The sequence below is a fragment of the Cobetia crustatorum genome (assembly GCF_000591415.1).
GTDB classification, from domain to species: Bacteria; Pseudomonadota; Gammaproteobacteria; order Pseudomonadales; family Halomonadaceae; genus Cobetia; species Cobetia crustatorum.
Window position 1 is genome coordinate 1 of sequence record NZ_JEMF01000081.1, and the last position, 14,457, is coordinate 14,457.

General features: G+C 58.6%; 11 protein-coding genes. 6 read left to right on the forward strand and 5 right to left on the reverse strand.

Annotated elements, in window-relative coordinates; genetic code table 11:
- Positions 1-53: 53 nt before the first annotated feature.
- Complete coding sequence (locus tag BF12_RS0114765) at positions 54-257, reverse strand: bacterioferritin-associated ferredoxin (RefSeq protein WP_024952939.1); 204 nt, start codon at positions 255-257, stop codon at positions 54-56.
- 728 nt (positions 258-985) lie between these two features.
- Between BF12_RS0114765 and BF12_RS0114775 the strand changes: the two genes are divergently transcribed.
- Complete coding sequence (locus BF12_RS0114775; protein WP_024952940.1) at positions 986-1,177, forward strand: hypothetical protein; 192 nt, start codon at positions 986-988, stop codon at positions 1,175-1,177.
- Positions 1,177-1,809, forward strand: coding sequence for a hypothetical protein (locus BF12_RS0114780; RefSeq protein ID WP_024952941.1), 633 nt, complete (start codon positions 1,177-1,179; stop codon positions 1,807-1,809). The genes BF12_RS0114775 and BF12_RS0114780 overlap by 1 nt, the downstream gene beginning before the upstream one ends.
- 119 nt (positions 1,810-1,928) lie before the next feature.
- On the opposite strand, the gene BF12_RS0114785 is transcribed toward BF12_RS0114780, so the two are convergent.
- Genes BF12_RS0114785 through lptF form a run of 3 tightly spaced genes read right to left on the reverse strand, consistent with a single transcriptional unit; the run spans position 1,929 to position 4,565 of the window.
- On the reverse strand, positions 1,929-2,396 hold the full coding sequence (locus tag BF12_RS0114785) for an RDD family protein (RefSeq protein WP_024952942.1): 468 nt from the start codon (positions 2,394-2,396) through the stop codon (positions 1,929-1,931).
- Entirely contained in the window at positions 2,389-3,471 is a 1,083-nt protein-coding gene (gene lptG, locus BF12_RS0114790) for an LPS export ABC transporter permease LptG (protein WP_024952943.1), read from the reverse strand. The genes BF12_RS0114785 and lptG overlap by 8 nt, the downstream gene beginning before the upstream one ends.
- Positions 3,471-4,565 carry an LPS export ABC transporter permease LptF gene (lptF, locus tag BF12_RS0114795; protein WP_024952944.1) on the reverse strand — a complete coding sequence of 365 codons (1,095 nt, stop codon included), beginning with the start codon at positions 4,563-4,565 and terminating at the stop codon, positions 3,471-3,473. The genes lptG and lptF overlap by 1 nt, the downstream gene beginning before the upstream one ends.
- 388 nt (positions 4,566-4,953) lie before the next feature.
- On the opposite strand from lptF, the gene BF12_RS0114800 reads away from it, so the two are divergent.
- The 3 genes from BF12_RS0114800 (at position 4,954) to BF12_RS0114810 (ending at position 8,378) form a co-directional block, all read left to right on the forward strand.
- A complete protein-coding gene (locus BF12_RS0114800; protein WP_024952945.1) occupies positions 4,954-6,477 on the forward strand; it encodes a leucyl aminopeptidase in 1,524 nt (507 codons plus the stop codon).
- A gap of 144 nt (positions 6,478-6,621) precedes the next feature.
- Positions 6,622-7,716, forward strand: coding sequence for a branched-chain amino acid aminotransferase (locus BF12_RS0114805; RefSeq protein ID WP_024952946.1), 1,095 nt, complete (start codon positions 6,622-6,624; stop codon positions 7,714-7,716).
- 191 nt (positions 7,717-7,907) lie between these two features.
- The gene (locus BF12_RS0114810; protein ID WP_024952947.1) at positions 7,908-8,378 is read left to right on the forward strand and encodes a DNA polymerase III subunit chi; all 471 of its coding nucleotides are present in this window, start codon (positions 7,908-7,910) and stop codon (positions 8,376-8,378) included.
- A 5-nt stretch (positions 8,379-8,383) separates the two neighbouring features.
- On the opposite strand, the gene BF12_RS0114815 is transcribed toward BF12_RS0114810, so the two are convergent.
- Positions 8,384-11,326 (reverse strand): sensor histidine kinase, encoded by a 2,943-nt coding sequence (locus BF12_RS0114815; RefSeq protein WP_024952948.1) that lies wholly within the window; start codon positions 11,324-11,326, stop codon positions 8,384-8,386.
- Between the two features lie 280 nt (positions 11,327-11,606).
- On the opposite strand from BF12_RS0114815, the gene BF12_RS0114820 reads away from it, so the two are divergent.
- Positions 11,607-14,450 (forward strand): valine--tRNA ligase, encoded by a 2,844-nt coding sequence (locus BF12_RS0114820; RefSeq protein ID WP_024952949.1) that lies wholly within the window; start codon positions 11,607-11,609, stop codon positions 14,448-14,450.
- Positions 14,451-14,457 lie beyond the last annotated feature (7 nt).

Sequence of the window (14,457 nt, forward strand, 5' to 3'; positions counted from 1 at the left end):
ACTTGGCCGCGGGCGTTTTAATAAAGACTTCGATGATAAGGACGAACGATGAATCAGACAGCGTAGGCGAGATCTTCCAACGGCATCATTTCGCGAGTCACTGCCTCGCGCGTGATGGTCTTGGCCATGCAGGCACACTTGCCACACTGGGTCGCGCATCCGGTCTGCTCACGGACTTCACGGAAGCTACGTGCTCCCTGCTGCACGACTTCGCGTATTTTATGGTCTGACACACCCTTGCACAGACAGACGTACATGGCTCACCTCATCGCTCCGAGTGAGACAAATGTAAATGATTCGCAGAAAGATGCGCAATACCTAGCTGCAAAAAATTCTCATTTACATGAAAAGTCAGTCACTTACACGACCACCATTTACCATGAATCCTTCTTTCCTCTCCTGCGGCGCTTGATACACCTCCCAAGAAAGCGTACTCAACGAAGTTTCCTGACAACCAAAACGCGCAAAATGCCGCAGCACACGTCAAAACTCGTTGCATCACGGAAATAGGTCGCCGTATAAATGAGCATGGCATCAAGCGCTGAGCCACACGGATGACAGGCCATGCGCTCAGCCAAAAAGCGGTGGTGATATGCCGCAACACCGTGTAAATCCATGAATCAGGGTTGCGATTTTGGGCAGTATCGCTAATATGTATAACGCTCGATTATACATTGAGCCGCAACAAGGCAACAAAACATAATAAATTGCCACCTACTGGCAATTCCGGTTGGCCATCCGACAATCGCATCAATATGCGTCACACGTCGTTGAGGCAAATGACTGCCACGGCCAGCCAGGCAATCAGGAAAAGCATATGAACAGGACACAACAAGAGATTCCGTCGACGCACACCAGTACGGCCATCCTCACCATCGGCATGCCGATGATGGGCGCCATGCTGACGCCGTGACCGGCCTGAATCTGTCTACTGTTTCTGTTTTGCCAATCCTCGCTTTGCCAATCTGTAAGGAGCTTTAATCTGATGTCTTCACTACTCGCTACTGCCGATCATCATGCTACCTCTCATCTACCCTTGAACCTGGATGCTGTCCGGGATGCAGGTATCTGCTTCGGCGATCATCACCGTCTGCCGCTCAACCCGCTATTGCGCAACCTGTACCGTGAAGCGCGCCGCGAAGGCTGGTGGATGAGAGCTGCAATGCTCGTGAGTTGATGAACCATATCGCTCTGCCGCAGGATCATGTCGTCACTCAGGAAATTTCCGATCGCGTGTGGCGCTATAACGTCGGCTACTCCAATACCGGTGCCAGTGCTGACCAAGGTGACCTGAACGGCGCACTGGACTCTCTCAGTGATCGCACACTGGATGAGCCACTGCCGGGCGCCCTGCAACGTTTGACCGAAGCATGGCTGTACCTGCCCGGCGAGCTGGAAAGCCCGCGCCAGGCGAGTGCCGACGTACTGTGGCTCGATAAGCAGGGCCGCGCCCGCTATCGCCTTGATCAAGCGCGTCACTGGTTCGCCACCCTGCGTGATGAAGCACTGGTCGTGGACGACTGGCTGGCATGGCGCTTGACCCACCTGCCGCTGACCAGCGCTCCTGTCTTCGATACCGTCAGTGCATTCACTCGCTTGGCACGTCTCGACCACGACGGCCAGCGCCCGATCGGTCAGCTGTCCTTCGTACGTTATCGTGATGGCGTGCGATTCGAAGGCATGGGTACCGCAGTGATCGACCTGCCGCGCGAACTGCCGGAAACCGCAATACAGGAAGATAGCCTGGTGGTATCACGGGCGAGCGTCGAACGCATCATCACTCGCCTCGACGGTCTCTTGGGTGTCTAAGTGATACTCATTTCGGGTCTCTGATCAGCTTGAGATATACATGCAGCACACAAAAAACGCCCCGCCAGTCATCGACTGGCGGGCGTTTTTTGTGTGCTGCATGACAAGACTCGTACCAATCAGCCGCGCTTACCGCGCGCTGGTATCACAACAACCCGAGTTCCGGAGACAATGTCCTGCCAGCTGCGCTGCTCGTGATCCAATAGTTGCCAGACATACCCCAAGCCGCAACAGGCCAGTGAAAGCCCAGCGATCAGAAAACGAATCAGGCACTGCGTCAGTGTAGGAGCACAGCCCTCTGGAGTCTGTATCCGGATCCGCCAAGCCTGCATGCCCAACGTCATACCACTGCGGCTCCAGAAGTAGGCAAAGAAGGCATACATGGCAACCAGCAGCAACGAACGGAACAGCGGGGACTGATTAGCCTCACCATCGTTGGCCGCCACGCCGACAAAGCTGAGCACGATCAGCAGCGCCAGCACGAGGAAGGTATCGTAGATCACCCCTCCCAGCCGGCGCGCCAAGCCTGCAGGCGCTACGCTCTCCTGCGCAAAACACCGCCGTCCTGCGCGGTTTGAATCAGCCACTGCGACGTATCAGCAGCAGACCGATCACATAACAGGCAAGCGTAGGCGCCAGCACTGCCCAGATAGGTGCAAAACCAAACACTACCGAGGCGGGCGCCAGCAGGTCCTGCAGATACTTGAAAAGCAGGCCCACGATGATGCCGTAGAACACCCGCGTACCTGCTGCCACCGTGCGCAAAGGGCCAAACACGAAGGAGGCGGCGACCAGCACCAACGCTGCCAGTGTCAGGGGTTGTAGAATCTTCTGCCAGAAATAGAGCAATGGCTGATTGGCAGAGAGTCCTTGCTCCTTCAGGTAACTGGCGTAGCGCCACAGGTCAGAGGCTGATTGCTGCTTTGGCTCAGTGATCACCAGCTTGAGCAGGTCCGGCGTGAGACTCGTGTCCCACTGACGTGAATCCTGCTGCGCCACCTTGGTGGCTACCGCTTCGCCATCGCGGCTCTCGAAGGTAGTGGTCTCCACACCTTCCAGCGTCCATTCGTCCCCTTCCCACACACCACGCTTGGCATATAGCGCTTGATTCAGGTGCTGCTCATCGTCAAAGCGATAACGGGTGACATTGAGTACCACATCATCGCTTCTGATCGAACCGAAGCGATAATAGTCATTGCCTTCACGCTGCCAGCCCCCTCCCTCGGCATACACTGCGCCAGCGCCCTGTTGCTTCTCGGCACGCCAGGCATCTGCATGTAACTCAGTGACCGGCGCGACATACTCGCCGATTGCCATGGTGATCGCGATGACCAGCCCCAGCGGCTTCATCACCCCCCAGAGAATGCGCGTCAACGAACGCCCCGCAGCACGCATGATGGTCAACTCATTACTGGAAGCCATGCTGCCCAGACCAATCAATGCTCCTAGCAACACACCCACAGGCACGAATTCGTAAAAGCGCGATGGTAGCCGCATCAGCAAATAGATAAGTACCTGCAGGGCACCATAACCGCCCTCCACGTCGCCCAGGTCATTGATATAGGTAATCATCAGGTCAAGCCCGAGAATCAATACCTGCACCACCAGCATGGCCACCAGCACATTACGCGCGATGTAACGGTCGAGACGATCAAGCAGCATCAGCGGCCACCTCCGCGGTTGTCGCGCCAGCTCAGCCAGATGCCGAGCGCCAGATAGACGCCGTGAATGGGCCATAGGCCAATAGAGGCCGGGTATTTGCCGGAAGCCACGGCGTTCTGTGCCGCGATCAGCAAACTCAAATAGGTAATGTGAACAAAGATGGCCGGCAATAAGCGTGCAAAGCGCCCCTGACGCGGGTTAACGCGCGCAAGCGGCAAGCCGATCAGCATCAAGATAGGCACCATCAGTGGCAGCGAAATACGCCACTGCAGCTGGGCCTTGGCCTCCGGCGTGTCAGTGGCGATCAGCTCAGCAGTCGTCGCAAGCTCGATATCGTCCTTCAAACTCGCCGCGTCCTGCCCCTCGGTAACGCGTACACCGTAACGATCAAAACCCAATCGCTGAGCAACCGCCTTGCCCGGCTCCACGGCATAGCGGGTACCGTTACCGAGCACCAGATAGCGACTGCCCGTCTCGGGACTAACCTCCTGGAAGGCACGCTGGGCACGAATGACCGACTGACGCGGCTCGCTATCAGCAGTGTTGGCAGCTTTCTTGTCGTCACGTTCGGCAATGAAGACGTTCTTCAGCTCACTGTTGTCACCACTCATGCTCTCGGCATACACGGTACGCGTGCCGATATCCTGAAAACGCCCTGCACCTAATACCGAGAAATCAGTTTTCTGCTTCTGCAGCTCCAATATCAACTCGTTCTTGAGCGCACCGGCCGGCGTCAGATAGAGACTACACGCCGCCACCATCGCCGTGACCAGCAGAGCCGGCAGCAGAGCGACGCGCAGCAGGCGCTCCGGCCCGACACCACACGCCACCAGCACGGTAATTTCACTGTTCATGTACAACTGCCCGAACGCCAGCAACACTGCGAGGAAGAACGACAGCGGCAGTAGTAGCTCGAAGAAACCGGGCAGGTGATAGAGCATCAGGCTACCGAGAATCGACGCCGGAAAGTCCCCCTCCGCTGCATCACTGAAATAGCGGATGAATCGGCTGCCCATGATGACAAGCATCAGCACCCCAGCCACAGCAGCCATGGTGGTGAGAATCTCGCGAGTCAGGTAGCGGAAGATGATCAAGTAGAACTCCTGTTTCCCGCCCGTAACCGAGCGTGTTGACCTGAACGATGATAGCCGGTGAATGAACGGTGCGGATCACATAAAGGCATCATCGCCCTCATGCATGGCGAGCGGCCTTTGCGTACACTGGCACAACGGTACTGAATGGAGCCAGACACCCAGCAATGCATGTGAATGCATTATCCAGAAAGCATACCGGCTTGTCGCGGCTACTCCATTGCAATGATCTTTCTTGTTCAGCGTAATGGGACAGCTGACACAAGCGCTTGTCATTGCACGTTTGCGCCCCCATCCAGACAATGACCCTCGGATACCGCAGCCTGCCTGATCCGATCGGCCTGCCGGTGTCTCTCACTTTTGTATCCCTATCCGCGCGCGTGGAGTTGCCATGGAATTTCCTGTAGTCATTGCCAATCCGGCCCAGCTTGAAACCGCCTGCGTGGTGGTACCTGTTCTAGAGGGCGACCTCTCCGGTGCCGCTGCACGTCTGGACGATGCCAGCGAGAAGCTGATTTCCCAGCTGATCGAGCGCGGCGACTTCAAGCCCGAGCTGGGCAACACCCTGCTAGTGCCTTTCGCACCGGGCCTTGGCGCTCAGCGCTTGCTGCTGGTCGGCTTCGGCAACGAAGACAAGCTCGACGAGAGCCGCTTCAAGCGGGGCCTCGATGCCGCCATGATCGCACTGCTCAAGCTGCCGATTGAAGACGCCGCCTTTGCCGGCGTCAACGAGCTGAGCATCGAGCTGCGCGACGCCGACTGGAAGGCGCGCATGCTCGCTGAGAGCGCATTGCGTAACGCCTACCGTTTCACCGAAATGAAGAGCAAGCCAGGCGAGCCTGTCAGTCTGACTCGCCTGAGCGTGGTTAGTGCCGATAAAGGCCAGCGAGCCGAGCTGGAAGCTGGTCTGCATATCGGTGCTGCCATTGGTGAAGGTGTCAGCGAAGCACGTACGCTGGGCAACCTGCCGGGCAACGTCTGCACGCCGCGCTATCTGGGTGAACGCGCTGAGCAGCTGGGCCAAGCCTCCGCAGGCGCTCTCAAGGTCACCGTACTGGGGGAAGAAGAGCTGGAAGCGCTAGGCGCACTGTCGCTGCTTTCGGTCGGACGCGGCAGTGAAGAGCCGAGCCGCCTGATCGTGATGGAATATCGTGGTGCAGAAGACGAAAACGAAGCCCCGCACGTGCTTGTCGGCAAAGGGATCACCTTCGATACCGGCGGTATCTCTCTGAAGCCGGGTGCTGGCATGGACGAGATGAAGTACGACATGGGCGGCGCAGCAAGCGTCTTCGGCACCATGCGCACCGTGCTGGCACTCAAGCCCAAGCTCAACATCATCGGTATCGTGGCCAGCGCCGAGAACATGCCGGACGGTCGTGCCACCAAGCCGGGCGACATCATCAAGACGCTCAAGGGCCTGACGGTCGAAGTCCTCAACACCGATGCCGAAGGCCGTCTGGTGTTGTGTGATGCCCTGACCTACGCCGAGCGCTTCGAGCCAGCCAGTGTCGTCGACATCGCCACGCTGACAGGTGCCTGCGTCATCGCGCTGGGCAATCACGCCACTGGCCTGATCTCCAACGATGATGATCTGGCACTCGACCTGCTGGACGCCGGTGAAGAGGCCTGGGACCGCGCATGGCACATGCCGCTGTGGGATGAGTATCAGAGCCAGCTGGATTCCAACTTTGCGGACATCGCCAACATCGGCGGTCGCGAAGCGGGCATGATCACTGCGGGCTGCTTCCTGTCCCGTTTCGCGGATACCTTCCCGTGGGCGCATCTGGATATCGCCGGAACGGCCTGGATGTCCGGCAAGCAGAAAGGCGCCAGCGGTCGTCCCGTCGGCCTGCTGACCCAATATCTGCTGGATCGCGAGGCGGAACTCAATACCCCGCAGGAAGAGACTGTCTGAGGCTTCGCATGCTCTCTAGAGCGTGCTAGCGTTGAGGCATGCGGATCAGAGACTCCCTCGGGCGCCTCTGATCCGACTAGCCTATAAAAATGATCGACCCCCAGCGTCTTGCGCTGGGGGTCTCGCTGCTACGGAGACACTCACGTGACCAAAGGCTTCGACGTCCGCGCGTCCACACAACCGGCGGATGCTGCCGTTCGTGACACCATTCTTGCCAATCCCGGTTTCGGCCGTCACTTCAGCGACCACATGGCTCATGTACGCTGGACCGTCGATGGTGGCTGGCATGGCCATGAAGTACGCCCTTATGGCCCGCTGATGCTTGATCCTGCTGCCTCTGTGCTGCACTACGCACAGGAAATCTTCGAGGGCATCAAGGCGTATCGTCACGCAGACGGCTCGGTATGGACCTTCCGTCCCGAGAAGAATGCTGCGCGCTTCCGTAACTCCGCGCGTCGTCTGGCGCTGCCGGAGCTCAGCGACGAAGACTTCATCGGTTCGCTCAAGGTCCTGCTCGCTCAAGACAGTGCTTGGGTGCCGACACCAGCCAGCGCCAGCGATGAATGCAGCCTCTATCTGCGTCCATTCATGATCGCCAGCGAAGCTTTCCTTGGCGTGCGCCCATCGCGTGAAGTCGATTACTACGTGATCGCCTCACCGGTCGCGGCCTACTTCAAGGGCGGCATCAAGCCAGTCTCCATCTGGCTATCCTCGCACTACAACCGCGCTGCCGCTGGCGGAACGGGATTTGCCAAGTGTGGCGGTAACTACGCCGGTTCCTTGGCCGCACAGAGCGAAGCTACAGCCAACGGCTGTGATCAGGTCGTCTTCCTCGATGCAGCAGAGAACAAGTGGGTGGAAGAGCTCGGCGGCATGAACCTGTTCTTCGTCTACAAGGATGACCGTCTGGTCACGCCGCGCCTGACCGGCACCATTCTGGAAGGCGTCACGCGTGACTCCATCCTGACCATGGCGACCGATCTCGGCCTGACGCCGGAAGAGCGCCCGATCAGCATCGACGAATGGCGCGAAGGCATTGCCTCCGGTGAGATCACCGAAGTCTTTGCTTGTGGCACTGCGGCCGTCATCACGCCCGTCGGTGAATTGGCCAGCGAAGATGGCCGTCTCGACCTGACCGCCAATGCCGGCGATGTTGCCATGCGTCTGCGCAGCCAGCTGCTCGATTTGCAGTATGGTCGCGCAGAAGACACTCGTGGCTGGATGACTCGCCTGGCGTGATCATGGTGTTCGCCAGATAACGTCTGCGTGCAAGCTCCCTGTGCAGCCATCCATACGAAGCCGCCTCTCTCGAGGCGGGCCTTCGTGTTTCATACCAGCGTGCTTTTTATCAGTATGTTTAGCGTCGAAGGCATGCCACGAGTGCGGTATCCTGCGTGTCTGATCGTGACCTTTCTGCTCAGCGGTGCCCCATGACCCAGATCGACTTTTATATTCTGCCCGACACCACGCTTGAAGCACGGCTGGAATTCGCCTGCCGACTGGCGGAGACCATCCATGCCAAGGGCTTTCGCCTGCACGTGCATGTCGAGGATGAGGCCATGGCGCGCCAGTTCGATGAACATCTGTGGCAATTCCGCCCTGAAAGCTTCGTGCCGCATGCACTGGATATCGATCTCGACACTGCCGCACGTGAGGCCGAGCACGCCGATGACGTACCGCGCCCGCCTGTCACTATTGGCTGGCAGGAAGCGCCTGCACCAGGCATCGAAGCACTGCTCAACCTGCATCCTGAGATTCCCGAATGGTTCTCACGCTTCGATCGCGTCGCAGAAATCATCAATCAGCATCAGGATGTGCTGGTGACCAAGCGTGAATGCTGGCGCACCTACAAGTCGCGCGGTTACGCAGTGCGCTCGCACCAGCTCAAGGGCGTTAGCTGAGCCGCTTATCTCTGCGCCTGAAAATTCCTCACCAGCCAGTCAAGCCAGCGCTCTATATCAGGAATGGTCGGCGGACTCTCTCCTGTATCGAAGAAAGCCTTCGGCAATCCAAGCTGCTCCTCTCCAATGTCACGTGGCCCCAAGCGCACCGCCCATAGCGGCTGATCGCGCGGCATACGCTGAATTTCTGCAAAGAGCGCTAACACGCTCATGTCGGGGACATGGCCAAATAGCACCAGACATGGACTGATGTCACGCACCAATCGTAATGCCTGAGCCGCGCTACCGGCCGCAATGATCTCCAGATTATCGATATGACTGCCGATGACTTCGAGACGCAGCCTATCTTCCGATCGGGTACTGATCACTAGCCAACGGCACGGCACTGGCAGCACACGATCAGCCGACCATGCTGCCTGCACGATATGCTCATGTGCGCTGACATCCGCCAGCGGCAGCCACACGCGGAAGCAAGCACCGTCACCCAAGACACTCTCTGCCGTGATATCGCCGTCCATGCGACGTGCCAGCTCGCGTGACAGGGCCAACCCCAGCCCAGTGCCTTCAATACCGGAATCTTCCCGTCCAAGTCGCGAGAATGGTTGGAATAGCTGATCAGATTGCATCGGATCAAAACCGAAACCACCGTCAGCCACCTCAACCCACCCCATCTCGCGGCCATCTGCATTGGGCCCTTGGCCAATGGCAATACGGATCCAGCCACCCGTGCGGTTATACTTGATGGCATTTCCCATCAGGTTACCCATGATTTGATCGAGCCTACGCCTGTCAGCATTCAGCCATGTCGTCGACTCCTCCAGTGCAAGCGTCAGCACCAGTCCTGCCTGCATGAGGCGCGATTGATATTGTCCGATGACACGGGGTAGGTGCTGGCCTACCGACATCGGCTGGCAGTCGAGAGGCAGTTCACCTGCTTCCAGGCTCGACATCTGCAGCACATCCTCGATCAAGGCTGATAGCTGCTCGGCAGCATGGCTCGCCTCTTCCACATAACGGCGTTGTTCACGCGTCAATGCGGATTCTTCAGATAGCAGGTCGGTAAAGCCCATGATGGCGTTGAGCGGCGTACGGATTTCGTGACTGAAGCTCGAGAAAAAACGCGACTTGGACTGACTGGCCTCGGTAGCACTGTCACGTGCGGCCTCGAGTAACTGCAGCGATTGCTTGTGACGCTGAATATCCAGCGCAAGCCCGGTACCGCGCAAGGGGCGTCCATCCGAATCACGCCGTGTCACCTGTCCACGCACCTGTACCCACACCCAGTGACCTTGCGCGTGTCGATAGCGCACGTCTCGCGCCTCAGCCCAGCTATCGCCGTGCATGACTCGCCAGCGGGCTTCCAGCAGGCCCGCCAGATCTTCCGGATGCGTCATGGCATCCAGATCCGCCAGATGCATGCTGCCGCGCATCGGCAGCCCCAGCATCAGGAAGAAGTTTTCGTGAAAGTAGAGGTCATCGCGCTCGAAGTCATAGCGCCAGGTGGCATCGCCCGAGGCTGCCATGACCATTTCGACATGACGAGCGCCTTCTGCGCGCTCCAATTCAATCTGATCACGCCGCAGTGCCGCCTCACGCAATGACTCCCCCGCCTGATCCAGCTCCTCGAGCAGAAAGCGCTCTCGAACCACCGGCTGGCCTCGTCCAATACGCAGTGCCATTTCACTGAGGCGTGCCAGTGACTCCGACAGCGTGGCGGCCATCGCTTCGGCCCGCCAGCGCATCATCACCAGCAATGCGAGAAAGAAGACAATCAAGCCTACCAGCATCACGTAGCCCAACTGGTTAAAGCGTACGTTCCAGACATCAGTACCACTGTCTATCTGTTGCGCATCGACGACGGCCAGTAGCTGCCAGTCGGTCCCTGCTACCGAGTGCCATCCCACCAGACGCTCGCCTGATAGTAATGGCATGCGCTGAACGCCCTGAGGCTGATCAGAGATACTGCGCAACAGGTGCGCCATCTGAGGAGAGCGCCCCTGATCATGAGCCGTATCGAGAAAGCGATCACGTGGCAACGGCAATGGCTCTATTCGAGGTGCGGGATAAGCGCCGAAATCCTGTTCACCACTCCGCGGCATGGCTAGCACGCCGTCGCCGCTAACCAGCACGAGATAAGCCCCCCAGGGGAGATCAGCGCTTTCTAGACGCTCTACCAGCGCATCTAGCGTGACATCAAGACCGACAACACCTTCCAGAAAATCGCCGCGATGCACTGGCATCAGCGTCGAGACCAGCCAACCGCTGCCGACAGGGTCTTGGTAAGCCGGCGTCACCACAGCGCCCCGCCTGGGATTGTTGCGATCATCGGCCAGGTAATAGAAGCCATAGCTGGTGAGATCGACACCTGGCGTAAAGTTAGTGTGCGTATCATTCCACGGCTCTACCCGAAAGTAGCCGTCATAGCTGGAAAACCAGATCTGGCGTAGCTCAGGGCGCGTCTCGAGCATGTCGTCCATCAGAAAATCCATCGTTGCCAGCCGCACGACCTTGTCATGGTCTTGCAGATAACTGGGTACCAACGATGAATAATAGGAGCCTGCACCGCCATCATTGTCCGGCGCATAAAGCGTGCCATCCTTGCTGCGTTTATGCCGTTTGAGTTCTCGCTCACGCTGAGCCGCATCAACGGAAGAATCCAGATACCGCAAGGTGCCCCGTGCCAGTTGATGTGCTTCTGTGCGCCAGTCATTGACGACCAGATTGACGTGCTCTGCCTCGTACTGAACCAACTGCTCCATCTGGGTGTTGATCAGCTCATTGCGTGCCGCTTCCTGTTGCCCGGACACTAGCCAGTGCAGTACCAGATAGCACCCCAGCAGTGCCACTTCCAATACCAGCAGCGGCACCAGTGCATGACGCAGCAATTCATGCCACACCCAGCGACGGGTCGGACGAGGTGACGCATCCGATGAGGATGGCTTGAGCATTACGACTCCACGACGAAAAAACGAACGAAATTGACAAGTAACAGTACATCACCGGCACCTTAGTCCCCGGAAGACGACAGGATACGGCATCGCTGCGTGGATATTGCCTACTTTAATATGCAGTGAGTCACGTCAGACAGACAGCAAGTTGCCGATGCCTCTGCATCACGAATGACGCCTGACATCAGCGGCGCTATAATCGAGCCCATTTTCTGCCTGCGCTGCCCCGCTCACTGAGCCGGCGCGGGACGTCCCGCCCAACCGGATCATTTGCAGACCCATGGACAAGACCTACCAACCGAACGCCATCGAGACGCGCTGGTACGAGCGCTGGGAATCCGAGAATCGCTTTGCGCCGTCAGGCCAGGGCGAGAGCTTCTCACTGGTCATCCCGCCGCCCAATGTCACCGGCTCCCTGCACATGGGCCACGCCTTCCAGGACTCCATCATGGACACCTTGGTACGTTGGCGTCGCATGCAGGGGCGCAACACCCTGTGGCAGGTAGGCACCGACCACGCCGGCATCGCTACCCAGATGCTAGTCGAGCGCAAGCTCGCCGCCGAGGAAGGCAAGACACGTCACGATCTCGGACGTGAAGCCTTTACCGACAAGATCTGGGAATGGAAGGAAGAGTCCGGCGGCAACATCACCCGTCAGCTGCGTCGCATGGGCACCAGCATCGATTGGAAGCGTGAACGCTTCACCATGGATGACGGCTTCTACAAGGCCGTTCAGGAAGTCTTCGTGCGTCTGCACAAAGAAGACCTGATCTATCGTGGCAAGCGTCTGGTCAACTGGGACCCGACACTGCACACCGCCATCTCCGATCTTGAGGTCGAGAATCGCGAGCAACAGGGTAGTTTCTGGCACTTCCGCTATCCGCTGGCCGATGGCGTCAAGACTGACGACGGCAAGGATTACCTCGTTGTCGCCACCACCCGGCCAGAAACCCTGCTGGGAGACACCGGCGTCGCCGTCAATCCGAAGGATGAACGCTACGCAAGTCTGATAGGCAAGTTCATCGAACTGCCGCTGGTCGGCCGTCGCATTCCCATCGTTGCCGACGAACATGCCGAGATCGAGAAGGGCTCGGGGTGCGTCAAGATCACTCCGGCACACGACTTCAATGACTATGAAGTCGGCAAGCGTCAGGGCCACCTGTTGATCAGCGTGATGAGCCAGGATGCCACCATCTTGGAACGCGCCGAGATCTTCGATTTACAGGGCCGTCCGCAACCGGATGAAGACGCCAGTCTGCCGGCCGCCTACGCCGGACTGGACCGTTTCGTCGCGCGCGAAAAGCTGGTCGCTGACATGGATGCTCTGGGTCTGCTGGTGCAAGTCGAAGCCGTCAACAATACCCTGCCTCATGGCGATCGCTCCGGCGATGTCATCGAGCCACTACTGACCGACCAATGGTTCGTCGCCGTCGAAGAGCTGGCACGTCCGGCCATCGAGGCCGTCGAGAATGGCGATATCGAGTTCGTGCCGAAAAACTACGAGAACATGTACTTCTCCTGGATGCGTGGCCTCCAGGATTGGTGTATCTCGCGTCAGCTGTGGTGGGGACACCGTATTCCAGCGTGGTATGACAACGACGGCAATATCTATGTTGGCCGTAACGAGGAAGAAGTCCGCGCTGAGAATAACCTCGGTGCTGATATCGCCCTGCGTCAGGACGAAGATGTTCTCGATACCTGGTTCAGTTCGGCCCTGTGGACCTTCGGCACCCTCGGTTGGCCAGAAGATACCGAGGAACTGAAGACCTTCCACTCCACCGATGTGCTGGTCACCGGCTTCGACATCATCTTCTTCTGGGTGGCTCGGATGATCATGTTCACCTTGAAGTTCAAAGGTGAAGTGCCGTTCCGCAAGGTCTACGTGCATGGTCTGGTGCGCGATAGCCTCGGACAGAAGATGTCCAAGTCCAAGGGCAACGTGCTCGACCCCATCGACCTGATCGACGGTATCGAGCTCGACGCGCTGGTCGAGAAGCGCACCGGTAACATGATGCAGCCGAAGAAGGCCAAGGCAATCGCCAAGGCCACGCGCAACGAGTTCCCGGAAGGCATCGAGCCACACGGCACCGATGCGCTGCGCTACACCCTGCTGTCGCTGGCCTCCACTGGGCGTGACGTGAAGTTCGACATGGGTCGCCTCGACGGCTATCGCAACTTCTGCAACAAGCTGTGGAATGCGGCGCGCTACGTGCTGATGAATGCCGAAGACCAGGATTGCGGCGTCAACGGCGAAGCCGTCGAGCTGTCACTGGCCGATCGCTGGATCATCGCGCGCCTGCAGCAGACCGAGCAGCAGGTCACCCGCGCGCTGGAAGAGTTCCGCTTCGACCACGCCTCCCAAGCACTGTATGAGTTCATCTGGAACGAGTACTGCGACTGGTATCTGGAGCTGTCCAAGCCGGTACTGTGGGACGAGAATGCCAGCGCGGAAGCCAAGCGCGGCACACGTCGCACTCTGGTGCGCGCACTGGAGACCATCCTGCGCCTGATTCACCCGATGATGCCGTTCATCTCCGAAGAGATCTGGCAGCGCATCGCGCCTTACGCCGGCAAGTCGGTCGAAGGTGAGAGCATCATGAGCCAGCCATGGCCACAGGCCGAGGCAGACCGCATCGATGAGCAGGCCATTCTTGATATCGAGTGGCTCAAGGGCGTCATCATCGCTGTGCGTAACATCCGCAACGAGCTGAACCTGTCTCCAGGCAAGCCGCTGGATGTCTTCCTGAAAAACGGTGCGGCCGGTGACGATGAGCGCCTTGAAGCCAATCGTCGTTTCCTCTCCAAGCTGGCACGCCTGGAGAGCATCACCTTCCTCGCCGCGGGCGATGAAGCGCCGATGTCCGCCATTCAGCGCGTCGGTGAGCTGGAAGTGCTGGTGCCGATGGCAGGTCTGATCGACAAGGAAGCCGAGCTCAAGCGCATCGACAAGGAACACGAGAAGCAGCAGAAGATCATCACCGGCCTCGAGAACAAGCTCGGCAACGAGAAGTTCGTCGGCCGCGCGCCAGCTGATGTCGTCGAGAAGGAACGCGCCAAGCTAGCCGATGCGCAAGCAGAATTGGCTCTGCTGGAAAGTCAGCGCACCAAGATCGAAACGCTCTAGCACTGGC

Coding starts and splice junctions, on each gene's coding strand:
- BF12_RS0114765 (WP_024952939.1), bottom strand. CDS start 257: ATGTACGTCTGTCTGTGCAAGGGTGTGTCAGACCATAAAATACGCGAA.
- BF12_RS0114775 (WP_024952940.1), top strand. CDS start 986: ATGTCTTCACTACTCGCTACTGCCGATCATCATGCTACCTCTCATCTA.
- BF12_RS0114780 (WP_024952941.1), top strand. CDS start 1,177: ATGAACCATATCGCTCTGCCGCAGGATCATGTCGTCACTCAGGAAATT.
- lptG (WP_024952943.1), bottom strand. CDS start 3,471: ATGCTGCTTGATCGTCTCGACCGTTACATCGCGCGTAATGTGCTGGTG.
- BF12_RS0114800 (WP_024952945.1), top strand. CDS start 4,954: ATGGAATTTCCTGTAGTCATTGCCAATCCGGCCCAGCTTGAAACCGCC.
- BF12_RS0114810 (WP_024952947.1), top strand. CDS start 7,908: ATGACCCAGATCGACTTTTATATTCTGCCCGACACCACGCTTGAAGCA.
- BF12_RS0114815 (WP_024952948.1), bottom strand. CDS start 11,326: ATGCTCAAGCCATCCTCATCGGATGCGTCACCTCGTCCGACCCGTCGC.
- BF12_RS0114820 (WP_024952949.1), top strand. CDS start 11,607: ATGGACAAGACCTACCAACCGAACGCCATCGAGACGCGCTGGTACGAG.